Consider the following 23,813-nt stretch of genomic DNA (forward strand, 5'->3'; position numbering starts at 1 on the left):
TTAGAGGTGAATTATGGAGAATAAGCTAGATTATATAAAATATCATCTTGATAACGGATACAAAATAAAAAAATTAAAAAGAAAAAATAGACATATAGGTAAAATTATTCTTTCTTCTCAAAATCATCAGAAGAAGATTATAGCTTTATTTGGTGATGAACTTATCAAAACAACTCAATTCTATTTTGAATTGCTTGATAAAGGGTATGATTTATTATAAGATATTAATATTCAATATAATTTAAATATAGGAGGAAATTTAGTGAATAAAGTATTTATACTAATATTAGTACTAGGTATATCAATAGGGCTTTTGTTAGGATCATCTGTGAATATACTAGCAAATAACAATTCTCAACCTAAACTCAAAGAAAAAAATGAATTTTCTCAACCAATAGATAAAGTGGATAATAATCAAAACAATACTAATCAAGTTACAAAAGAAGAACCTGTTAAAGAAGAAATTGTTGAGGAACCTATTGAAGAAAAGGTTGTTGAAGAAGATATTGTTAAAGAAGAATATGTTACTATAGTTATACAAAATGGATTTACTTCCAATAAAGTAGCTGATATTTTATATGACCATGAACTTATCTTTAACAAGAACGATTTTTTAACTCTTCTTAGATGTTTAAATTTGAGTTCTAGACTTAGAATAGGGGAAAAAACTATAAAAAGAGGAAGTAGTATGATGGAAATTATAGATATAATAACTAATTAAACTACCTACTAAAATTTAGGTGGTTTTTTCTATAATAACTACATTATTTTCCAATAGAAAGGAATATTAAATAATGAGAAATATAAAAATTACAATTAAATATGACGGAAGTAAGTATAAAGGATGGCAAAGATTGAAAACGACAGATTCAACTATACAAGCCAAAATTGAAGCTGTCGTTTCTAAAATGACAGGTGAGAAAATAGAAATAATAGGATCTGGAAGAACAGATGCTGGTGTTCATGCAATTGCTCAAATAGCGAATTTTAAAACTAATTCTCAAATGAACATTTCTAAAATGCATGAATATTTATACAATTATCTACCTCACGATATAGTAGTTATTAATATAGAAGAGGTTGATATTAGATTTCATTCAAGATATAATGCTCTATCTAAAACTTATTTATATAAAATAGACAACAATAAAATACATGATCCTTTCTTAAGAAAATATACAACGCATATACCAGATAAATTTAATATTGATAATATGAAAAGAGCTTGTAAACATCTTATAGGTGAACATGATTTCTCTAGCTTTAAATCTTCTAAATCTAAAAAGAAATCTAGCGTTAGAACTATAAATTATATAGATATAGAAGTAGAAAATGGATTTATTGACATCAAAATAAATGGAAATGGATTTTTACATAATATGGTTAGAATTATAGTTGGAACTTTAATTGATGTAGGTCATGGAAAGATAAAACCTGACTATATAAATAATATATTAAAAAGCAAGGATAGATCTTTAGCAGGATCAACTGCATACTCTCAAGGCTTATATCTATATAAAGTAAATTATAATGATACTCTAAAAAAAGAAACAAGCTTCTAATACTGAATCAATCAAATTAAAAATATTAAATTATCATCTGATTTAAAAATATTTTAAATCTTGAAAAAGTTCTTTAATATAAATAAAATTACAATTAAAAAAGCCTTCTTAACTTATAATTCTAAGAATAATTATTAATATTTAAGAATATTATTTATAGAATAAGATAAGTAAAGGAGGTTTTTTAATGCACTGTATATTAAAAATAACTACAAAGTCAAAAAATCTTAAAAACACATTAAAAATATTTATACAACTTCAAAAATCCGGATTAATACCTAATGAATTATCAAAATGGGGGAAATGATAAAAAAATCTGTAAAAAGACCTCTAAAACATAAAGGTCTTATTTTATATAGCTATTTCCATCTAAAGGTATTAAAACTTGTAAAGAAGGCTGATCATCTAAAAGACCAACTGCATATATACTATAAAATCTGTTCGGCTTAAGGTTAACATTAGGTACTATTAAAGCTGTTTGATCAGTTCCTGTAGCTCTTGCTTCAAATGTATAATTCCCTGGTGATACAGGTATATATTCTGTTACTTCTTCATATTCCACATCTTCAAATATTATAGTCCCATTTGGTAAAGTTATATCTACGTTTGGTGTGTTTGGAGATAGGTGAACAAACCTAACCATAGTTTTATTGGTAGGTATAGGTTCTATAGGTTCTAATATAGGTAATAAATCTAGTTCTGATGCATAGCCTGTAGCAGCAACAGTTGCTATAGTGTCATTAGGAACCTGAATATTCTTTACTAAAACTGGATTTTGTGTAGTCCCAGATGCAAAAACAGATATTACATAGTTTCCAGGAGCTACACTAATATAAGGAGTAAAACCTTTATAAGGTAGATTTCTAGCTATTAAGTTGTTATTTGCATATATATCTACAGGTGGAGCATCTGGAGAAGCATGTAATACTCTAATATGAGAAGGTTTCACTTGTCTAATATACGGCATATATGGATATAAAAAATTATTAATCATAATCTCAACACCTTTCAAATATCTTCTATATAATATATGATATAATTTAAAAGATGTTATTCTATTTATTGAAAAGTTATAGGATGTCCATTGTTAATATCATATCCAAGCCCTACCAATCCACCGATTATTATTAATGTAAATATCGATATCATAACTATTTTATCAAATTCATTTCTCTTAAAACTGTTTCTAAGAGCATACATACAAAATGTTAATACAGATCCAACTACAAATATAAAGTAAGGTATTATACCAAAGTTATCTATAAACCATTTTATAAAATAGTGAAATATAATAAATTTAGGTGAGGGGAAATTATAATCAGAAACATTCATACTAAAACTCCCTTCTGTTTCATTTGAAAAGTTTAATTTTTCTAAAAATTCTTATTTTTATTATATAACAAAATTTAATAAAATCAAACAAAAAAATCCTTACCATCTATAGAGACAATAAGGATTTTTTTATTTATTATATATTTTCCTGCTTTTTCTTTATAGTAGCCATAGCAATTATAGATCCTATTATAGCTGGTAGTATCCATGCAAATCCAGCACTAGCTAATGGTAATCTAGAGATAAAAGCATTAACTGATGATATTTGAACACCCATAGCTGCTAAAGCATCAAATAAACTTATACACACTGCTCCAAATACCGCACCCGTATATGCTGTCTTGTTGGGTATATAATCATCAAATATATTGAAAATAATTAAGATTATACCTACAGGGTAAACCGTTACAAGTAGAGGAACTGCTATTTTAACTATTTGATCAACTCCAAAGTTAGACATAACAGCACTAAACACTGTAACACCAATAACTATAGGCTTATATCCAATTCTATCATTTGAAAGTTTAGAGAAGTATTCTCCACAAGTTGCTGTAAGTCCAACTGAAGTAGTTAAACATGCTAATGATACAGATATTCCTATTAGAGCTTTTCCAGCATTGCCTAATACACTTTCTGTAATGCTTATAGTTAATTGAGTTCTTGCTATATCAGCTGGGAATATACCACTTGATGTAGCTCCTAAATACATTAATCCACCATATATAATAGCAAGACCAGTAGCTGCAACAAGACCAGCCATTACAGTTAATTTAATTTGATCTTTAGTATCAGTGTATCCTTTTTGAACTAAAGAACCAATTACTATTCCAGCAAAAACCATAGAAGCCAAAGCGTCCATAGTTTGATATCCTTCTGTAAATCCTTTTGAAAATGGATTTTGCATTCCTGTGTCAATAGGAGTTCCTATAGGATTCATAATTCCTTTTACTATAACTACAAGTAATGATATTAATAAAATAGGCGTAAGGATTTTTCCTATTTTGTCAACTATTCCAGATGGGTTTATAACTAAGAATAATGTTACCCCAAAGAATATAACAGATACTAATATAGGACTTATTGAAGGGAATAAAGGTTTAAATCCCATTTCAAAAGTAGTAGCTCCAGTTCTAGGTATAGCTAAAAGAGGTCCTATAGCTAACATTATAACAGTTCCTATAATTTTACTAAATGTAGGATTAACTTTATCAGCTAAATCACTTAAACTACCACCAGCTTTAGATGCAGCTATAATACCAAGTACAGGCATTCCTATACCTGTTAATAAGAATCCTATTAATCCAGGTACCCAAGCATTACCTGTCATAAGTCCAAGAGCAGGTGGGAAGATTAAATTTCCTGCACCAAAAAACATTGCAAATAGTGCAAATCCTACTACGATTACATCTTTAGATGTTTTGTTCATTTTGTTTCCTCCTTCAAATTCGTATAAATAATTATTTATTAAAAGACTATAGTAAAAAAGTCTTCCTTTTAAAGATTTTCAATGTAGACTTTTTTGAAACTCATAACGAATTCGTTATAAAATCATAATCTTTAATATACTTATGTAATATATTGTCTTGAGTGAATTTTATGACAATTCATTCCAACGGTTTGCGATTTCAAAGTAATTATAACAACATTCACCACAAATATCAATAGATTAAAGCTTGTGCGATTTTTTAAAAAATTGTATATATTTCAAAAAAAGAAATAATTACATTACTGGTATTCAAACAAAAGAAGCGTGTATTAACACACGCTTCTTTTGTTTGAATACCAGTAATGTAATTAGTATGATACCTTTATGAAATTAGTCCTTCGTTTATTTTTTTGAAATCTTTAGAAAATACAAACAAAAGATTTTTGAGGTGTTATTTTCTTAAGGTTGTTTAATCATTATTTATTAAATAATAGATTTCAACAAAAACACTTATATGATCTTTAAAATATAATTTTAAATAATTAAGAAATATAATATTGTTCTAGATTTAAATTTGAATTATAATTTATACTCGATTTATTATTCATCTCTATATTCATTATTTTATCAGTCTGTTTTACAGGAGTGAGTAAAGAAAATAAGCCAACGACACTGAGTATAACTATAAATATCATTAATAGAACCTTATTATTTTGAGATTTTATCTTTCTGAAATAATTATTTTTATTTTGCTGTTTATGTTTGATCTTTTTTTTAGCTAAATTAAAATCAATAACTTTTGACATACTCTAACCCCCTTTTTAAATGTTCGCCTATATTATATATTATTATAGCAGATAAACAATGTGAATGGTTTGAGTTTTTAGAAAATTCATTTTTTTATTTCTTACATATTTACATTCTTCTTATTAAATGTTATGCTTTTTTTTATGCATTAATAACTAAATATTAAGGAGAAGATTTAATGAGAGAAGAATGTAAAAAATGTGGCTTATGCAAAAATGTAACTTCAGAACCATTAGAAGAATACATAGAGTTAATAGATGATAATATCGACTTAAAAGAAAATAAAAATTCTACAACTGAGATTAAGTACTATCAACAACCAAAACCTTTACCAAAAGAATATATAGAATTAGTAGGTGATTTTGAAGATAAATAGAGCATAGTAAGCTAATAAAAACAACTGTATTATATTTTAGTGCGGTTGTTTTTATTGCAAGTGAATTTTAGATAAACATTGTCGAATTTAAGTGCAATTTGAAAATAATGAAATAGATAAAAATAATTTAATAATTAATTTATACTTATAAAACTAATATATATAGGATTAAGCAAATATAAGCAATATGAGTATTACTTAGATGTTTTTATTCAACTATTCCCTAAATATACATTTAGAAACTAGTTTAGTTTTGTTTTTTAAAGATACCTTCTACGGTATCTTATAGCCTTTGTTCTATTAAATAAATACATTTTATAAATTATGCTTAGTCAATATTTAATATTTTTATTTGCTTAAATTAATAATTATAAAAATGATTATAAATTCGTAACGAAAATTATATGCTTATCCACAATTCAAATAAAAATATAATAATTTATTAATGATATTATATTTTTATTTGAATTGTGGATAAGTTATTAAGATTTTTTTATACTTCCATATGATTTACTCTTACGCCATCTAATTTGCTTAATTCATTCATCATATTATTTATCCTATTTTTTTCTGCTCTTAAATTCAATGTTATCAATCCAGTATTTACTTCTATAGGATCGTGCATCCCAAACCTATTCAAAATAACATCTCCATTTTGTGTTAATATTTCTTGTACTTTAGTAGCCGAATCTGTTCTTTGATCTATCCTTATTGCTGCAATACTTAAATTATCCATAATATACCTCCAACATTTAATCTTATACATTTTATTTTAGACTTTTCTCTAATTTTTATACCTAAAACTAATATAAGTCTCAATAAATAATAAATGGATATCTTCAAAAATCATGGAATATTAGAATAATACTATTTAAATAAGGATATTCTAAGTTTAGTATTTGTTTATTAGGAGGTTTCATTTATGAATATTAAAAACACAACTTGGAAAGAATTTTTAATAAATAAAGGATTTGATGAGTCTATATCAAAATCTTTTATAGGATTTATATCTTGGAAAGAAGGTGAACATTTTTCTAAACTAGGAGAAGAAATAAATGATGTTTTAGATGGATACGAAGGAAAAATAGTAGTTAAAGATGTTGTATATGGTAAGTATAAAAGTATAGGTATATTATTTTTTAGTAAAGAGATATCTCAACATATTGCAAGTAATATTTTTAAAGCAATACAACACTGCGAATATAATGAAGTCTATGATATGAAAGATATAGATTATATTTAATTCTAAAAATACTACTCATAATACAAATGAACTAAATATCATACTTATATATGTAATCCAGTTCATTTATATTATGAAACCTTGCTATTTTCTATATAACAGCTATAGTTCTTGCAGGTGCTTCATCCGCATTAAATGTTTTTAAAGGCAAAACTTCTACCCCTACCCCTTTTAAATTTATATAATCTATATGCTCTTTATATGGATTATGTGCTTACACTTTTCTCCATACTTCTGATTTTTTAAACAAGAACAAACATCTCTATTAATATCAACAGCATAAAAAGATCCATTGTCTACAACTTTATATATTCCATCCCCTAGGTTAAATACAGTTATTTCTATATCCCCTTCTTTTGTTTCTTTATTACGCACTGTATCTATTTTAACATCTTTTTTACTTAGCCCATCTTTTGATAATTTATCTGCCATGGCATTTTCATTCCTAGGTACCCATTTTATGTTTAGATTCGAAAACTTATGCATAAGACTAACAGCCTCATCTCTAAGAGGAATTAAATGTTCTTTTTTACACTTCCACTGCCCTGTTACCTGTTTTATTATAAGATCTGAATCTCCATATACATTGACTTCTTCTTTAGACAATCCTAATTTTATTAAATCCTTCATGCATTCTATCAATGCCTTATATTCAGCTGTATTATTAGTTCCTTTTCCTCCGTATAAAGAAACTTCCTTTAAATAGGCATTATAGTTTGTATCATAAATAGCATACCCTAACCCGATGTCAGCTCCTTTATTTCCATTATCATTACAAGCACCATCAAAATTACATTTAATCAAAATAACACTTCCTTTTCATATAACTTATTTTCATGTTCATATTATAGCATTAAATATGTTTAAATATAATAGAAACATTAATCATAACTAAGAATAGTTATTTTTAATCTATAGGAAAGTGTAATACCCCTATTGTGTAGATGTTTCTAGAACGTACTTTTTAACGCTAATTTTTTCTTTAGTCTGTGTTTTTATAAGAATTTGCCGAGTTTAGAATTTAGACCCCTAGTCAATTGTTCGTATTTATTAATTTCTTGTCTTTTATAAGCTGAATTGATATCATATAAGTAGTATATGTAAAGGAGTGTTTTAATTGCATAAGAATTTAAAAATACATAATAAATCAGATAAACCAGATAATATAGTTTTTAAAGAAAATTTGATAATAGAAAATTGTGTTAAAACAGAAAATCAGTTACCGAAATTTATGAAGGATTTTTTTGTATATCTTAAAAGTGCAGTTGTTTCATCGACTAGACTGGCTTATTTAGAAGATATTTTATTTTTTTGTAAGTACTTAGTGAACGAATCTGAGTTAACATCATCGAATAACTGTAAGGATATAAGCATTGATGAATTTAACAATATTAAGGCAAGAGATATTAATTTATTTTTAGGAGATTACTGCTCTAGATATTATAAAAAAACAGATACAAATACACTAGTATTTGAAAATAATAATAGATCATTAGCTAGAAAAAAATCTTCACTATCTTCTTTATTCAAGTTCTTATATAGAAATGAGCAGATAAACCAAAACATTACAGATGGTTTTAATCCTATAAAACTTCCAAAGCCTCAGCCAGATGCTATTAAAAGATTAGAGATTGATGAAGTTGCTAAAATGATAGATGCAGTTGAATCAGGAGAAGGTTTAACTGAAAGAGAAAAAATATATTGGAAAAAAACAAAACTTAGAGATAAAGCTATATTGATATTATTTGTTACATATGGATTAAGACTCAGTGAACTTAGAGAACTGAATATTTCTTCATTTAATTTTAATAGAGGAGAATTTAAAATATATAGAAAAAGAGGAAAAGAAGCTTTAATGCCTCTTAATAAAACTTGCGAATCCGTAGTTTTAGATTTTATGAAAAATGAAAGAACAAATTCTGATAAGCTTCAAGATAAACATAAAGATGCTCTCTTTTTATCCCTCCAAAATAAGAGGATGACGTTAAAAGCAATAAGAGAATTAGTTGTAAAATATACCTCTATAGGTATGGATATGCCTAGAGGAAATGGATATAGCCCTCATAAATTAAGAGCTACATCTGCCACATCTTTAATACAATATGGGTTTTCTATATATGATGTTCAGAATTTACTAGATCATGATAACGTTACTACAACTCAACTTTATGCAGCACATAAGAAAAATGTAAAAAGAGAAATCGTTAAGAATTTTGAATGGTTAGAAGGTGAAAAAGACTAATTAGTATCTAAAAAAGGATGAACGATTTTTAGTTCATCCTTTAATTTTATTCTTTTTTATAAACAGGAATTAATATTTGATCTCCAGGATGTATATTAGCACTTTCCAAATTGTTAACCTTTCTTATCACATATATATAGTCTCTTATATCTTCATTTTCGGATATGTTTTCTTTTGCTATATTCCAAAGAGTATCTCCTTGCATTACATTTATAGTCTCATACTCTATTATATTTTTATGATTTTTTAAATCTGAAAAACCACTTAACAGAGTTGTTACGGAAAATAATATTATTATGTAAACTAAATTCTTTTTCATCAAAATCCCCCTTTTCATCCTCAGAACATTTGTTCTGGTTAAAGTATAGCAGAACAAATGTTCTAAGTCAACAAAATAATCTTTTATGATTTATGATTAGTCATTATACCACATTATTCTCAACAAATTCTCAACATTTGTCGAAATTGAGATTTTATGTAAAACAAATAAGAACGAACATTTGTTTTTTATTTCGTTTGATGTTATAATATAAATATAAAATTATGATGGGAGGATATTTACAATGTATTCAGATTTAACTGACAAGCAAATAGAAATTTTGAATTTTTTAAAACTACAAATTAATAAAAAGGGTTATCCACCATCTGTTAGAGAGATATGTAGTGCAGTAAGTTTAAAATCAACCTCTACAGTCCACTCTCATCTAAGCAAATTAGAAGAAAAAGGATATATTAGAAAAGATAAAACAAAACCAAGAGCTATAGAGATTTTAGATTCAAATTCTGACAATCTCTTTAGTAGAAAAGAAACCATAGATATTCCTTTGGTTGGAAGTGTTACAGCAGGAACCCCTATACTAGCTACTGAAAATATAGAAGAATTCATCCCTGTACCTTCTAGTTTAATAGATGCTAATAACACATTTATGTTAAGAGTAAAAGGCGATAGCATGATTAATGCCGGAATATTAGATGGGGATTATATTATAGTAAACAAACAAAACACTGCTAGGAACGGAGAGATAGTAGTTGTTTTAACAGAAGATAATGAATCTACAGTAAAAAGATTTTTTAAAGAAGAGAATAGAATTAGGCTTCAACCAGAAAATCCATATATGGAACCTATGTATTTCAATGACGTTAAAATATTAGGCACTCTAAAAGGAGTCTTTAGAGTCATAAAATAAATTAAAGGTCTATAGTTATTTACTATAGACCTTTAATTTGTTTTTCTTTTATTGAATTTAGTTCTTAATTAAAATAAATTCCTCTTATATATTACATATAAATCCTTAAGTAATCTTATTTTCTCATTCATTTCTATTTGAAGATTAGATACTAAATCATAATTTTTCTTTTCTATTGCATCTCTAATTCTTGTAAATAACGACTTTTCATCAGTTTTATCCTTCATTAAATAGCATCTCAATGTGTGTATCTTTTGCCAATTAACTATATCTAAATCCGTAACATCTTCAAAGTGCATCTTTTTGCAAGATCTTACTATTTCCATATTATCACATATTATTCTATCCTTTAATTCTCTTATCCATTGATTTATAATAGACTCTTTAAATGAATCTATTGTTTGTTCTGTAAAAACATTATTATATTTTAATGCTTTTTTCTTTTCTTCATGTCTATCGAAATTTTTTGCATTTTCCCAGACTGTTTTAGGAGGTATCCCAAATAGATTATTTCTTTCTTCTTCTTTATAAAACTCAAAAACATCTTCTTCACTTCTGTACTCTCTATTTTTTTCTAAATATCCTGTTATCTCACCTGATTTTTTAGAAAACTCCTTTTCAAGTTCTTTAGATGTTTTTTTATTTTCTATAGCATACTTTATTCCATCAAGCATAGCTTGATAAGATGCTGCTAATATTATATAAGTATTTGACATAGGATTTGGTGCTCTTAATTCAAATCTTGTGCCTAGTGGATTTTCTAAATCTCTTATCAATCCAACTAATATAGATCTATTTCTCGATGGTATATCTACACTTTTCCCAAGTGATGATACTATGCAAACAGGAGCTTCAAATCCTGGTTTTAATCTATTTAAAGCATCATTTGAAGAAGTTACAAAAGGATTTAATAGTTCGTAATTCTTTAAAATTCCCATTAAAGCACCGAATCCAATAGGACTTGCATATTCTGCCTTCATATCAGATGGCGAGAATAGATTTACTATCTTTCCATTATTTAATTTTGCAGCTACACCTAAATGTGTATGTTCTCCACTTCCCGCTACACCTTCTATTGGTTTTGCAGCAAAAGTAACTTCTAATCCATAATTTTTAAATATATCATTTACTAAATTCCTAATTATAAGTTCATTATCTGCTGCTTGAATAGCATCACTATATTTCCAATCTATTTCAAGTTGTTCCATAACATGATTAGATTTTCCTCTTGAATTGATAGCAGAAGTTATTCCCCCTACTTCTTTATGACCCATTTCAGGATTAACTCCGTATTTTTCCATTAAATATATACTTTTTTCTAATGCTGTTCTAACTGTACCTTGAGTTCTCTTCCAATACTGCTCTTTTAAATTTTGAGATGTAGAAAGTTTTTCCTCATCAGCTTTATCTTCAGGTGTGTTAACCCAAAATTCAAGTTCTGTAGCTGATGTTAGTACAATTTCCTTTATTTCTTCACAGTCTTCAATCCCAACAGTCTTTAATACATCACTATTTTTACAAACCAATCTAAGCATTTCTTCCTTAAAATTCTCTATAGATTTTTTAAGAATAGATCTTGAGCATACTCTGCTTCCGTTATGTACTAAAAATGAAGGTATTCTCAAAGTTCCAACAGGAAGATGTGTTTTGTCATTTGAATTTTGAAAGTTATAATCAACAAACCAATCTACACTTCTATCTGGAATTATTTCTACTTTGGCATCATTTAAAGTTGCTATATTATCAAGAACAACACTTGAACCATCTGTTTGAATTCCAGTTTGAATGAATTTATCTACATCTTCCAAAAAAACACTACTCGGTATTTTTTCGTCAGTATCATTACCTCTTAAATCTACACCTACTAATGAAATGAATTCAATTTCTGGATGATTATCTAAAATTTCCTTAATATCTTTTGCAGAGTGCTTATCTCTTGGTATAAAATATACAAGATTACTTAAAGTATCTTTTTTTAATTCCTTCAACACGAATAATACCCTCCCTTATAAAGTTAAACTTAAATTCAGCTAGTCTATTTAACTTACATAAAAATACAACAAAGTAATAAAGTACGTATTCTAACGTATTAAAATTATACTTTTGTCTATATTGTTAATAAAGCTTTTTCATTAATATCAAAAATTATATTACACATCCCTTTCTTTGTAAAGTAAATAATTCAATAATTTTTGAAAATGTATTAATATTGCAAAAATTTTTATTTTTCCTGTTCATTAAAAAAATACCAACTTCTATATAGAGGTTGGTATTTTTATAGTCTTATTTTTTATCATTTCAGTTAGAGCTTTTAGTGATCCAAACTTAGAATGAGTATAAGTTAATCCTCCTTGGAAATATACATTATACGGTGGTTTTATAGGAGCATCCGCACTAAGTTCTATAGATGAGCCTTGAATAAAAGCTCCGGCTGCCATTATAACATCGCTATCATAACCAGGCATAGGCCAAGGCTCTGGACTTACAAAAGAATCAACAGGAGCTGCAAATTGAATCCCCTTGCAAAACGATATTATTTGCTCTGCATTATCAAATTTAATTATTTGTATTATGTCACTTCTAACATCGTTTGGTTTTGGTAAAACCTTAAATCCTAATTCTTCAAATAATTTAGAGCAAAATATAGCTCCCATCAAAGCCTGACTTACAGTATGAGGAGCTAAAAATAAACCTTGAAGTACACTTCTAGTAGTTCCAAAAGTTAATCCGCATTCTTTTCCTATTCCAGGAGATGTAAGTCTATATGATATTAATTCAACTATTTCCTTTTTTCCGGCTATATATCCTCCAGTTAAAGCTAGTCCTCCTCCTGGATTTTTTATTAAAGAACCAGCCATTATGTCAGCACCAACATCAGTAGGTTCTTTCATTTCTAAAAATTCACCATAGCAATTATCTACCATTACAATTATATCTTCTCTTACAGATTTAACTATCTTTATTATTTTTTCTATATCATCTATAGTCAAAGATTTTCTCCAGCTATACCCTTTTGATCTTTGTATTAAAACAAGTTTAGTTTTATCATTTATCTTTTCTTTTATATTAACATAGTCTGGTTCTCCGTTATCTAAAAAATCTACTTGATTATAAGTTACACCAAACTCTTTTAATGATCCTCTTGAATCTCTAATTCCTATAACTTCCTCTAATGTATCATAAGGTTTTCCTGTTGCTGATAATATTTCATCACCTGGTCTTACTATACCACTTATACAAAGTGATAAAGCATGAGTTCCATTAACTATTATAGGTCTTACTATAGCATCTTCTGCATTGAATACATAAGAGTATATTTCTTCTACTTTTTCTCTTCCGATATCATTATATCCATATCCAGTAGTCCAATTGAAATGATGATCAGAAAGATTAGCCTTTTGCATAGCCTTTAGTACCTTATATTGATTATATTCACTCACTTCATTTATCTCTTTAAATTTACTCTGTATTTTACCTTCTATATTCTCGCTTAATTTTATGACAGATTTATCTATATCATAAAAATCAAACAACATATTTTTAGTTTGTTCAAGCACTACATACCACCCGTTTCTTAAGTTATTTTTGACATTAGAATTTTATCATAAAGAAATAACATATTCAATTTTTTTGCAAAATAGTATATAATAATACATATAACTTCGCATAAGATATGTTATGCGAAGTTATATGTATTATTAAGGGGGGGTTATGATGAAATACACAACAGATGATCTAATCGGTAGTTTAAAGCTAAGACGACAGTTGTTTCCTATAGACAATTACCCAATAGAGTTTAAGGATGCTTTTGAAGTATTTATAGACGCTTTAATTTCAGCTCAAAAATCTATAAACACTATACAATCCTATTACTTCGATTTAAAGACGTTTTTTGAGTTTTTAATGGTAAACTATGAAGACATAGAATATCTTTCCGATATACGCCCGCTATCACTTGCTCGCTTTTATACACATTTGCAAACCGAAAGGAAAAACTCATATAAATCTATACTCAGAAAAAAAATGGTGCTTAATGTATTTTTTAAATATCTAATAGAACAGGGGATAATATTAGAACGCCAAAACCCAATCAAAAAAGAAGAAGTTATAAAAAGTAAAGTCTCAAACAAAAAGTCTCCACCTGTCTTTTTGGAAAAAGATGAAATAAAGAAAATATTCGATTTTATAAAAAACTCACGCTCTAATAAGTTCTATAAACTAAGAAACTTAAGCATAGTGTCATTGATGCTTTACAGCGGTCTAAGAGTATCCGAAATTACAAGTATAGACTTAAAGGATATAGAATATGCACTCAATCATGAGATTTTATCAATCGTAGGAAAAGGAAATAAGGAAAGAAAAATCCCTTTATTAAAAGATGAGCTTTTAAATGGAAGCTTAAACTCTTTATACGAGTACTACATAGAAAGATTAAAATTAGATATTGATACAAATGCACTTTTTGTATCAACAAAAAAGACTAGACTTACAGCAAGAGCTATTCAGATGCTTATGAAAAAATATTCAACAAATACTAATATAAATAAAACTATAACACCTCATAAACTAAGACATACATTTGCTACTCACTTAATAAAAAACGGAGCCGATATAAGAAAAGTACAAGAACTCCTTGGACATGCCTCTATATCGACCACCCAAATTTATACACATATACAAATAGATGACTTAAAAGATACTTTAAAAGAATACAAACTAGATTTAAATTCGCTAATAGTATAGTGCTATAATTTGCCACTCAAAAATAAAAACACATCTAATTTAGATGTGTTTTTACATATTAACGAGCAGACGAATTCTTCATGTTATTATTAGAATTAATTAAATTTATATTAGTATTAGGTATTATAGTAGAAACAGCATGCTTATAAATCATTTGTTGCTTACCTTCATTTTCTAAAATTATTATATAGCTATCAAACCCCTTCACTCTACCTTTTAACTGAACTCCATTCATCAAAAATATCGTTATAGCTATTTTTTCTTTTCTAGCTTGGTTTAAAAATAAATCTTGTAAATTCAACGTGTTGTTTTTCAAAGCTACCCCTCCTAATTATGTATATTTTATTAATATTCTATAAATTTCTTAATATACCTTCTATATAAGATAAAATTAATGATTTTGCATCATTTTGACTCGAAAAGTTATCTAAATCTATCCATTTTGCAAAATCATATCTTTTAAACCATGTTATTTGCCTCTTTGCATATCTCCTACTATCTCTTTTAATTAACTCAACAGCATCTTCTATAGAGTATTCTCCTTTTAAGGATTTTATTATTTCTTTATATCCTATTGCCTGCAAAGAAGTTAATTTTTCATTATATCCCATTTCTAAAAGCTTGTTTACTTCCTTTAAAAGACCTTGATTCATCATAATATCAACTCTTTTATTTATTCTTTCATAAAGGTAGTCTCTATCTCTATTTAATATTATAAGGATAGGGTAATAATCTTCATTAAACTTTATATCATTTTTAAAATCACCTATTTTTTCTTCACCTTCTAAGCAAACTTCAATAGCTCTAATAACTCGCTTTATATTATTAGGATGTATCCTGTTAGCACTTTTTTCATCCAGTTTTCTTAATTTATTATGAAGATGCTCAGATCCATATTCATCCGCTTCTTTTTGAAGCTTATCTCTAAGTTTTGTATTTCCTTTAGATTTAGTAAAGTCCATCTCATATATCAAAGAATTCATATAAAGACCCGTTCCACCTGCTATTATAGGAATTTTACCTCTTTGGTATATTTCATTAATGTATTTTTTGGCTCTTTGTTGAAAATCAACTACAGAAAACTCAACATCAGGCTCAACTTCATCTATTAAATAATGCTTTACTTTACACATTTCTTCCTCTGTTATTTTAGCAGTTCCTATATCCATATATTTGTATATCTGCATAGAATCAGCAGAGATTATTTCTCCATCAAGCTCTTTTGCTAAATTTATAGATAAATCCGTTTTTCCAACAGCAGTCGGTCCTGCTATAAACACTACAGGTATTCTCCCCATATCTCAATCACCTTTCTAATATCAAATAATTCTTTTAAACATTTTCTCAATTTCTTTTTTTGTCATCTCTACTATAACAGGTCTACCATGAGGACAAGTATATGAATTGTTACACCTCTTTAACTTTTCTATAAGGGTATTTATTTCTAGATTTTCAATTCTATCATTCGCTTTAATAGCACTTTTACAAGCCATAGATGCTATTTGTTCTTTTTTTAAATCATAATTATTAGATAGTTTATCTATATTATCTATTATATCTATTATAAAATTCTCAGATTCAGGTACTCCGAATACATTAGGTACAGACCTAACTACAATTGAATTATTTCCAAATAATTCAACTTCAAAACCAAATTTCATAAATATATCTAATTTATTTTCTATAATAAGCATGTCTTTATTAGACAAATCAATGATTATTGGCTTTAATAAAATTTGACTAGATATATTTTCTGTTTTAAACTTTGCTAAATACTCTTCATATACAACTCTTTCATGGGCAGCATGCTGATCAATTAAAAATATCGACTCTTTAGATTGGCATATAATATAAGTGTTAAAGATTGTTCCTACTATATTTAAGTTTTTTAATTTTTCATCTTGATATTCCTCTAATATTTCTTGATTGCACGCTTTAGTTTCTTCTATATAAAAGCTCATACTTTCTTTTATATTATGTTTTAAGAAATTATTCTTTTCTGTCTTGATTAATTCTTTATCTTCTCTTTTTGTTATTCCATAATCAATACTTTTTTCCTGAACATTATTTATTTCAATCTGAGTTTCATTTTCTTCAGATTTATTTGAATCTGTTTTTTCTTTAGTAATATCCATTATCAAATCATCTATAGATATCACATTTTCTTTATCTTCTTCTTTTTTGATTTCTTCTTTTACAACATATTTAGGTATCAAGTTTGTACTAAGTAAAAGTTCATTAATCTTAATTTTTATTAAATTAAATATTCTTTGATCATCTTCAAATTTGATTTCCAGTTTATTAGGATGCACGTTTACATCTATCTTCTGGGCATCTATTGATAAATTTAAAAAACATATAGAATGCTTATTTATAGGAAGTATTCCTTTATATGCTTCATATATAGCAGCTAATATCAATTTACTTTTTACATAACGTCCATTTATATAAATATGCTGGAGTGTTTTATTGTTTCTATATATAGTGTTATTACCTATGTATCCTTCCAACTTTAAAAAGTCAGTTTCAATTTCTACATTCTTTAAATTATCAGAAATCTTTTTGCCATAAATAGATCTTACAGTATTTTTAAGATTATTATCTCCAGGGCTAGTTAACATAATTCTATTATTGTTAATATATTTAAATTGAATACCAGGATTTCCTATACAAAGTTTATTTATCATATCTGTTATATTTATATTTTCACTTGTAGATGACTTTAAGAACTTTTTTCTTGCTGGAGTATTAAAGAATAAGTCCTTAACGATAATAGTAGTTCCTATAGATGTTCCTATAGGTTCTTTACTTTTTATAACTCCACCTTCTATACATACTTTAACTCCTATTGTATCCTCTATTGTTCTAGTTATAAGCTCAACTCTAGCAATTGATGCAATACTTGCCAAAGCTTCTCCCCTAAACCCAAGTGAATCAAGTTCGTAAAGATCATCTATTTCAGATATTTTGCTTGTAGCGTGTCTTAAAAATGATTTTTCAACCTGGCTTTTAGGTATGCCATGACCATTATCTGTAATTCTTATTAAATTTTTTCCTCCATTAGAGATTTCTATTGTTATTTTTGAAGATTTTGCATCTATAGAATTTTCAACTAATTCTTTAACTACAGAAGAAGGTCTCTCAACAACCTCTCCCGCAGCTATCTTATTTATTGTGTATTCATCTAAAAGATTTATTTCTTTAATCACTTTGCATCGTCTCCGATTAATTTAACCTTATTTTGAAGATTATATAAAGCATTCATAGCATCAATAGGTGTCATTCCCACTATATTTAAAGATAGTATCTCTTTTAATATAGATTCTTTTTCTAGTGTCCCAAAACTAATTTGTTGACTTAAATTTTCTTTTTCACTATCAGCACTGTACTCTTCATTTGTTAGAGCACTTTCTTTAACCTGCAAAGAGGAATTTACTGTATTCTGTTCATTACCCTCTAGTTGTACAAGTATTTCATTTGCCCTATTTATAACCTCATCGGGCAACTCAGCAAGTTTTGCAACATGTATTCCATAACTTTGATCTGCTCCACCTTTTATAATCTTTCTTAAGAAGATTATATCTTCACCTTGTTCTTTTGCAGCTACACAATAATTCTTAATTCCAGACAGCTTTTCTTCAAGTTCTGTTAATTCATGATAGTGAGTTGCAAATAATGTTTTGCAACCTATTCTTTCATTAATATACTCTACAATAGACCAAGCTAAACTAAGTCCATCAAATGTACTAGTTCCCCTACCTATTTCATCAAGTATTACCAAACTATCTTTTGTAGCATTCTTCAAAATATGAGAAACCTCAGTCATCTCTACCATAAAAGTACTCTGTCCTTGAGATAAATCATCACTAGCTCCAACTCTTGTGAATATTCTATCTACAATAGGTATATCAGCTCTTTGTGCTGGTACAAAAGATCCTATATGCGCTAGTAATGTTATTAACGATACTTGCCTCATGTATGTTGATTTTCCAGCCATATTAGGTCCTGTAATTATACCAATTTTACTATCACCTGTATTAAGTTCCGTATCATTTGGAACAAAATTTTCTTCCCCTATTATACTTTCGACAACAGGATGCCTTCCGTCCACTATGCAAAGGGGATCTTTATCAGTTATATTAGGCTTACAGTAATTATTTTGATATGCAATCTTACCTAATGAATTTATAACATCTATAAATGCTATCGTTTTAGCAACTTGTTGAATTCTATTTATATCTTCATACAGCCTATTTCTAACTTGTACAAATATACTATATTCAAGATCTTTTATTTTTTCTTTAGCATTTAGAATCTGCTCTTCTATCGTTTTTAATTCTTCAGTTATAAACCTCTCTGCATTACTTAATGTCTGCTTTCTTATATAGTAACTTGGTATTTCAAATTGCTTTAAATTTGCTTTAGTTATTTCTATATAGTATCCAAACACTTTGTTAAAACCTATTTTCAAAGATTTTATTCCTGTTTTGATTCTTTCTTTATCCTCTATCTCACTTATAACAGCTGCTCCATTTTTAGTTAAACCTCTTAACCTATTTATATTTTCATCATAGCTTGATTTTATTATATTACCATCTTTTAAAGTTAGCGATGGTTCCTCGATTATAGATTCATCTATCAATTTATATATATCATATAAATCATCTATATCATTAACCAACTTCTTCATATGTTTGGTATCTGATTCTAGTAGTAAATCTTTTATACCTGGTATTTTTTTAATTGATTCTTTAAGATTAATAAGTTCTTTAGGATTTATTTTCTCAAAAGCAAGTTTTCCACATAATCTTTCTATATCATATATGTTTTTTAATTCTTCATTAAGGTCTTCTCTTAAAGAAAAATCGTCTTTTATCTCTTCTATTAAATTAAGTCTTTCTTGTATTCTTTCCTTATTAATAAGAGGCTGCTCAATCCATTTTCTTAAAAGTCTTCCTCCCATGGCAGTATTAGTTTTATCTAATACATGAAGTAAGGATCCTTTCTTTTGTTTTCCTCTCATTGTTTGAGTAAGTTCTAAATTAAGTCTTGTAAACATATCAATAGACATAAAATCATTAGAATTATAAGTAGATATACTACTTATATTAGAAGATATTTGTTTTTGTGTTGAGAAAATATAATTTAAAAGACCTATCAAACTAAATTTTATATAAATATTATCATTCAAGTTAAGAGTAGTTATATAGTCTTCAGAAAAATATTTTTCCAAAATATTGTCATCATCATTGTAATATACAGATGAGTCATTATTTAAATAAGAATTATTAAGCGTACATATTGTTTGTAACTTCTCACTTTCCACATTAAAATATATTACCTCTTTAGGTTGAACTTTAGCAACTTCTTCAATTAAATTAGATTCACCTATGGTAGTTGCATAAAAATCACCAGTAGTTATATCTACATAAGATATCCCTACTTTATTATCCTTATTATATATAGATAATAGATAATTATTTTTTTTGTTATCTAATAAATTCTCTTCCATTATAGTTCCAGGGCTTACGACCCTTACAACATCTCTCTTTACCAAGCCCTTTGCAACAGATGCATCCTCAACTTGTTCACATATAGCTACCTTGTATCCATTTTCAATCAATTTAGATATATATGAATTAGATGAGTGAAAAGGTACCCCACACATAGGTGCTCTTTCTTCAAGACCGCAATTTTTGCCGGTTAAGGCTATTTCCAATACTCTAGATGCCACTATTGCGTCCTCAAAGAACATTTCATAAAAATCTCCAAGCCTAAAGAAAAGTATACTGTCTTTATAATTTTCTTTTATTTGGAAATATTGTTTCATCATAGGTGTTAATTTATTCAAAAATTCTCCCTCCAGTCATTAGAAGAAAAGCACTCATAATTTGAGTGCTATTCCTTAATAAGTATTCCATTTAAAGAAAAACTTCTAACTTCTATTATTTTCACATTAACCAATTGTCCTATAAGTTCTTTTGGACCTTCAAAATTTACAAGCTTATTATGTCTAGTTCTACCAGAAAGTTTTGAGCTGTCATTTTTGCTCTCTCCCTCAACTAAAACTTCTACAACCTCGTCTTTATACTTCATATTCTTTTCTCTAGCTATGTTATTAACTACTTTTAGCAACCTATCAAAACGGTCATGCTTTACATCATTAGGAATTTGATTTTCCATATCAGCTGCTGGTGTACCTTTTCTGATCGAATATATAAATGTAAATGAAGAATCATATTCTACCTTTTTTACCACATCCAAGGTATCTAAGAAATCTTTCTCTGTTTCTCCAGGAAATCCTATCATTATATCTGTAGATAAAGTTATTCCTGGTATTTCTTTTTTCATCTTATCTACTAAAGCCACGTAATCTTCCTTAGTATATTTTCTATTCATTTCTTTTAATACTTTAGTACTACCAGACTGTATAGGTAAATGTAAATATTCGCACACCTTATCACACTCTTTCATAGCATATATCAACTCATCAGATAAGTCTTTAGGGTGAGATGTCATAAATCTTATTCTTTCTATTCCATCTATCTTATTAAGTTCTCTTAAAAGATTTGCAAAAGAAAATGGAGTTTCAAATGTATTACCATATGAATTTACATTTTGACCAAGTAGAGTTATTTCTTTAGTTCCATTTTGTGCAAGGTCCTTAACTTCTTCTATTATATCTTCTGGATTTCTACTTCTTTCACGACCTCTAGTATAAGGTACTATACAGTAAGTACAGAAATTATTACATCCATATGCTATATTTACAAATGCCTTTAATTCATATTTTCTATTACTTTTTAAACCTTCAACAACCTCTCCATCTACATCCCAGACATCCACAAGTATTTGATCACTTACTAGAGATTCAGAAAGCAGTTGTGCAAATTTATATAAATTATGTGTTCCAAAAACTAAATTTACGTGTTTAAATTTTTTCTTTATTTCTTCAACCACATGAGGTTGTTGCATCATACATCCACAAACAGCAATCACAAGATTAGGATTTTTTTGCTTTAGAACTTTCAAATGTCCTAAGTTTCCGTATACTTTAAGTTCAGCATTTTCCCTAACAGCACAAGTATTATATATTATCAAATCTGCTTCTTCAGTTTTATCCGTCTTGTCATATCCCATTTCATTCAGCATAGCATCTAATTTTTCCGAATCATGCTCATTCATCTGACAACCATATGTCACCGTAAGATGTTTTTTTCTTTTTCCAGTCATTTCAAAATATCTATCATTTTGAGATTTTATAACCTCTATATATTTATCTTGTTCTCTTATTTTTTCTATAGGAACATGTACTTGTTTTCTTTTACCCAAAATCATTCCTCCTTAACTACTTCAACATTTGTTGTATTTGCTTTTTTGATTCAAATTTTATTATATCATAGGTTTAGGAAGTTTTGATATGAATTTATATAATAACATTATACTATCCGAATATTTATTGTCTAATTTCACGGGCTAGTATTTTCATAAAATAAATATTCCATATTCAATATATAGTGCATATGATGTATTGTATTTATTTCATTAAACAAGGAGGTAAAATTAAATTAAGTATAAATATTTATATATTGGAAATTATACCTAATATAATATTTAAATAAGGAGATAAATTTGAATGATCATAATACTAGTTAGAACCTTAATATTATATATATTTGTACTTATAAGTGTACGTATTATGGGTAAAGGAGAATTATCAGAAATGCAGCCTTTTGAATTAGTGGTTACATTAATGATAGCTGAACTTGCAGCACTTCCTATGGAGGATACTAAACTACCTTTAGTTAATGGAATTATAGCTATTTTTACAATATTATTTGTTCAAATAACTATATCATTTATAAATTTGAAAAGCGAAAAAGCGAGAGGATTTATATGCGGAAAGCCAAGTATATTGATAAACAAAGGAATTATAAATGATAAAGAACTTAAACGACTTAGAATAAATATGAATGATTTAATAGAGCAGTTAAGAACAAAAGACTATCCTGTAATTAAAGATATTGAATACGCTATATTAGAGACAAGTGGAGATTTGAGTATAATTCCAAAATCAAATAAAAGACCATCTACAGTTGAAGACGTTAAAGCATCACCTATATATGAAGGTTTACCTACGTCATTAATAATAGATGGTAAAATAAATTATGGAAATTTGGAATACCTTAACCTTGATGAATCTTGGCTAAAAAACATTTTAAATCAAAACAATATAGCTACTGCAGAAGAAGTATTTTTTTGCAGTATAGATGAGAGTAAAGATGTTTTTATACAAAAAATAAATAAAGGAGATATTTAAATGAAACCTTTTATTATAGCTATAATATCTGCAATTATAATAATCTTCTCTTGGAATTATATATACCATCATTATATAGATGATAATTGTACCGAATTTATAAATTCACTAGAGTATATCTCTGTCAATATAGATAAGAACAGTTGGAAAAATGCAAGTGCTGAATTAATAAAAATTGATAAAAAGTGGGACAATATTAGATATAAATGGAGTGTTTTATTAGATCATCACGAAATTGATAATATTGATGTTGCCATGGCAAAACTTACAAAAAATATAGAACTTAAAAACACACCTCTATCTTATCAGCAAATACAATCTCTTAAGGAATTTTTTAAACTGATATCTGAAAACGAAAAACTCACACTTACAAATATATTATAATAAGTAGAAATCATATTCCTATTCAAATTGAGAATAAGTATAATTGTAGTTATTAACCCGTTGTGCTAGTTAAATTTTTCAAATAATAAAACTCCAACAAATATGAAAACCTAAAGTTAATCAAAAAACTTTTATAAAGGAGGCTTTCAATATGTTGGAGCTTAATAACTATTCTATCCAAAATATCGAAA

24 protein-coding genes are annotated in these 23,813 nt (G+C 27.3%); 10 read left to right on the top strand and 14 right to left on the bottom strand.

What is annotated here, in order from left to right; genetic code table 11:
• The first annotated feature begins 13 nt into the window (after positions 1-13).
• The 3 genes from N4A48_RS11025 to truA all read left to right on the top strand — a co-directional run bounded on the left by N4A48_RS11025 (position 14) and on the right by truA (position 1,562).
• Positions 14-220, top strand: coding sequence for a hypothetical protein (locus N4A48_RS11025; RefSeq protein WP_293666008.1), 207 nt, complete (start codon positions 14-16; stop codon positions 218-220).
• 42 nt (positions 221-262) lie between these two features.
• Positions 263-721 carry a hypothetical protein gene (locus N4A48_RS11030; RefSeq protein ID WP_293666010.1) on the top strand — a complete coding sequence of 153 codons (459 nt, stop codon included), beginning with the start codon at positions 263-265 and terminating at the stop codon, positions 719-721.
• 73 nt (positions 722-794) lie between these two features.
• Entirely contained in the window at positions 795-1,562 is a 768-nt protein-coding gene (truA, locus tag N4A48_RS11035; protein ID WP_293666011.1) for a tRNA pseudouridine(38-40) synthase TruA, read from the top strand.
• A 346-nt stretch (positions 1,563-1,908) separates the two neighbouring features.
• On the opposite strand, the gene N4A48_RS11040 is transcribed toward truA, so the two are convergent.
• From N4A48_RS11040 to N4A48_RS11055, 4 genes are all read right to left on the bottom strand, one after another.
• On the bottom strand, positions 1,909-2,556 hold the full coding sequence (locus tag N4A48_RS11040) for a DUF4397 domain-containing protein (RefSeq protein ID WP_293666012.1): 648 nt from the start codon (positions 2,554-2,556) through the stop codon (positions 1,909-1,911).
• 65 nt (positions 2,557-2,621) lie between these two features.
• Entirely contained in the window at positions 2,622-2,894 is a 273-nt protein-coding gene (locus tag N4A48_RS11045) for a hypothetical protein (RefSeq protein WP_293666013.1), read from the bottom strand.
• 136 nt (positions 2,895-3,030) lie between these two features.
• On the bottom strand, positions 3,031-4,320 hold the full coding sequence (brnQ, locus tag N4A48_RS11050) for a branched-chain amino acid transport system II carrier protein (RefSeq protein WP_293666014.1): 1,290 nt from the start codon (positions 4,318-4,320) through the stop codon (positions 3,031-3,033).
• A 542-nt stretch (positions 4,321-4,862) separates the two neighbouring features.
• Complete coding sequence (locus N4A48_RS11055; protein WP_293666016.1) at positions 4,863-5,126, bottom strand: hypothetical protein; 264 nt, start codon at positions 5,124-5,126, stop codon at positions 4,863-4,865.
• Between the two features lie 179 nt (positions 5,127-5,305).
• Here N4A48_RS11055 and N4A48_RS11060 point away from each other — a divergent pair, with 179 nt between their 5' ends.
• Positions 5,306-5,503 (top strand): hypothetical protein, encoded by a 198-nt coding sequence (locus tag N4A48_RS11060; RefSeq protein WP_293666017.1) that lies wholly within the window; start codon positions 5,306-5,308, stop codon positions 5,501-5,503.
• A 493-nt stretch (positions 5,504-5,996) separates the two neighbouring features.
• Here N4A48_RS11060 and N4A48_RS11065 read toward each other — a convergent pair whose 3' ends face one another.
• Entirely contained in the window at positions 5,997-6,239 is a 243-nt protein-coding gene (locus N4A48_RS11065; RefSeq protein WP_293666018.1) for a hypothetical protein, read from the bottom strand.
• Between the two features lie 186 nt (positions 6,240-6,425).
• Here N4A48_RS11065 and N4A48_RS11070 point away from each other — a divergent pair, with 186 nt between their 5' ends.
• Positions 6,426-6,746 carry a hypothetical protein gene (locus N4A48_RS11070; protein ID WP_293666019.1) on the top strand — a complete coding sequence of 107 codons (321 nt, stop codon included), beginning with the start codon at positions 6,426-6,428 and terminating at the stop codon, positions 6,744-6,746.
• A 186-nt stretch (positions 6,747-6,932) separates the two neighbouring features.
• Here the strand turns inward: N4A48_RS11070 and N4A48_RS11075 are convergent, their stop codons facing one another.
• Positions 6,933-7,550: a ribonuclease HI family protein gene (locus tag N4A48_RS11075; protein ID WP_293666021.1), complete on the bottom strand. Its 618-nt coding sequence runs from the start codon at positions 7,548-7,550 to the stop codon at positions 6,933-6,935.
• Positions 7,551-7,863: 313 nt separating this feature from the next.
• On the opposite strand from N4A48_RS11075, the gene N4A48_RS11080 reads away from it, so the two are divergent.
• Complete coding sequence (locus N4A48_RS11080) at positions 7,864-8,988, top strand: tyrosine-type recombinase/integrase (RefSeq protein WP_293666023.1); 1,125 nt, start codon at positions 7,864-7,866, stop codon at positions 8,986-8,988.
• A gap of 46 nt (positions 8,989-9,034) precedes the next feature.
• Here N4A48_RS11080 and yneA read toward each other — a convergent pair whose 3' ends face one another.
• The gene (gene yneA / locus N4A48_RS11085; RefSeq protein WP_293666024.1) at positions 9,035-9,307 is read right to left on the bottom strand and encodes a cell division suppressor protein YneA; all 273 of its coding nucleotides are present in this window, start codon (positions 9,305-9,307) and stop codon (positions 9,035-9,037) included.
• Positions 9,308-9,551: 244 nt separating this feature from the next.
• Between yneA and lexA the strand changes: the two genes are divergently transcribed.
• Positions 9,552-10,175 carry a transcriptional repressor LexA gene (lexA, locus tag N4A48_RS11090; protein ID WP_293666025.1) on the top strand — a complete coding sequence of 208 codons (624 nt, stop codon included), beginning with the start codon at positions 9,552-9,554 and terminating at the stop codon, positions 10,173-10,175.
• 68 nt (positions 10,176-10,243) lie between these two features.
• On the opposite strand, the gene N4A48_RS11095 is transcribed toward lexA, so the two are convergent.
• Both N4A48_RS11095 and N4A48_RS11100 read right to left on the bottom strand, forming a co-directional pair.
• Complete coding sequence (locus N4A48_RS11095) at positions 10,244-12,166, bottom strand: glutamine synthetase (protein ID WP_293666026.1); 1,923 nt, start codon at positions 12,164-12,166, stop codon at positions 10,244-10,246.
• Positions 12,167-12,430: 264 nt separating this feature from the next.
• Positions 12,431-13,732, bottom strand: a complete 1,302-nt coding sequence (locus N4A48_RS11100; RefSeq protein WP_293666027.1) for a methionine gamma-lyase family protein — start codon at positions 13,730-13,732, stop codon at positions 12,431-12,433.
• 157 nt (positions 13,733-13,889) lie between these two features.
• On the opposite strand from N4A48_RS11100, the gene N4A48_RS11105 reads away from it, so the two are divergent.
• A complete protein-coding gene (locus tag N4A48_RS11105) occupies positions 13,890-14,918 on the top strand; it encodes a tyrosine-type recombinase/integrase (RefSeq protein ID WP_293666029.1) in 1,029 nt (342 codons plus the stop codon).
• Positions 14,919-14,976: 58 nt separating this feature from the next.
• Here N4A48_RS11105 and hfq read toward each other — a convergent pair whose 3' ends face one another.
• The 5 genes from hfq to miaB form a co-directional block, all read right to left on the bottom strand.
• The gene (gene hfq, locus N4A48_RS11110) at positions 14,977-15,234 is read right to left on the bottom strand and encodes an RNA chaperone Hfq (RefSeq protein WP_293666031.1); all 258 of its coding nucleotides are present in this window, start codon (positions 15,232-15,234) and stop codon (positions 14,977-14,979) included.
• A gap of 37 nt (positions 15,235-15,271) precedes the next feature.
• Complete coding sequence (miaA, locus tag N4A48_RS11115; protein ID WP_293666033.1) at positions 15,272-16,216, bottom strand: tRNA (adenosine(37)-N6)-dimethylallyltransferase MiaA; 945 nt, start codon at positions 16,214-16,216, stop codon at positions 15,272-15,274.
• Positions 16,217-16,237: 21 nt separating this feature from the next.
• On the bottom strand, positions 16,238-18,127 hold the full coding sequence (gene mutL / locus N4A48_RS11120) for a DNA mismatch repair endonuclease MutL (protein WP_293666035.1): 1,890 nt from the start codon (positions 18,125-18,127) through the stop codon (positions 16,238-16,240).
• Entirely contained in the window at positions 18,124-20,751 is a 2,628-nt protein-coding gene (gene mutS / locus N4A48_RS11125; protein WP_443081757.1) for a DNA mismatch repair protein MutS, read from the bottom strand. Before mutS ends, mutL begins: the two co-directional genes overlap by 4 nt.
• A gap of 65 nt (positions 20,752-20,816) precedes the next feature.
• Positions 20,817-22,250 (bottom strand): tRNA (N6-isopentenyl adenosine(37)-C2)-methylthiotransferase MiaB, encoded by a 1,434-nt coding sequence (miaB, locus tag N4A48_RS11130; RefSeq protein ID WP_293666037.1) that lies wholly within the window; start codon positions 22,248-22,250, stop codon positions 20,817-20,819.
• A gap of 304 nt (positions 22,251-22,554) precedes the next feature.
• On the opposite strand from miaB, the gene N4A48_RS11135 reads away from it, so the two are divergent.
• Both N4A48_RS11135 and N4A48_RS11140 read left to right on the top strand, forming a co-directional pair.
• Positions 22,555-23,238 (top strand): DUF421 domain-containing protein, encoded by a 684-nt coding sequence (locus N4A48_RS11135; protein ID WP_293666038.1) that lies wholly within the window; start codon positions 22,555-22,557, stop codon positions 23,236-23,238.
• Entirely contained in the window at positions 23,239-23,622 is a 384-nt protein-coding gene (locus N4A48_RS11140; protein ID WP_293666039.1) for a DUF4363 family protein, read from the top strand.
• The last annotated feature ends 191 nt before the right edge of the window (positions 23,623-23,813 follow it).

The sequence above is a fragment of the Tepidibacter sp. genome (assembly GCF_025210165.1).
GTDB lineage: Bacteria > Bacillota > Clostridia > Peptostreptococcales > Peptostreptococcaceae > Tepidibacter_A.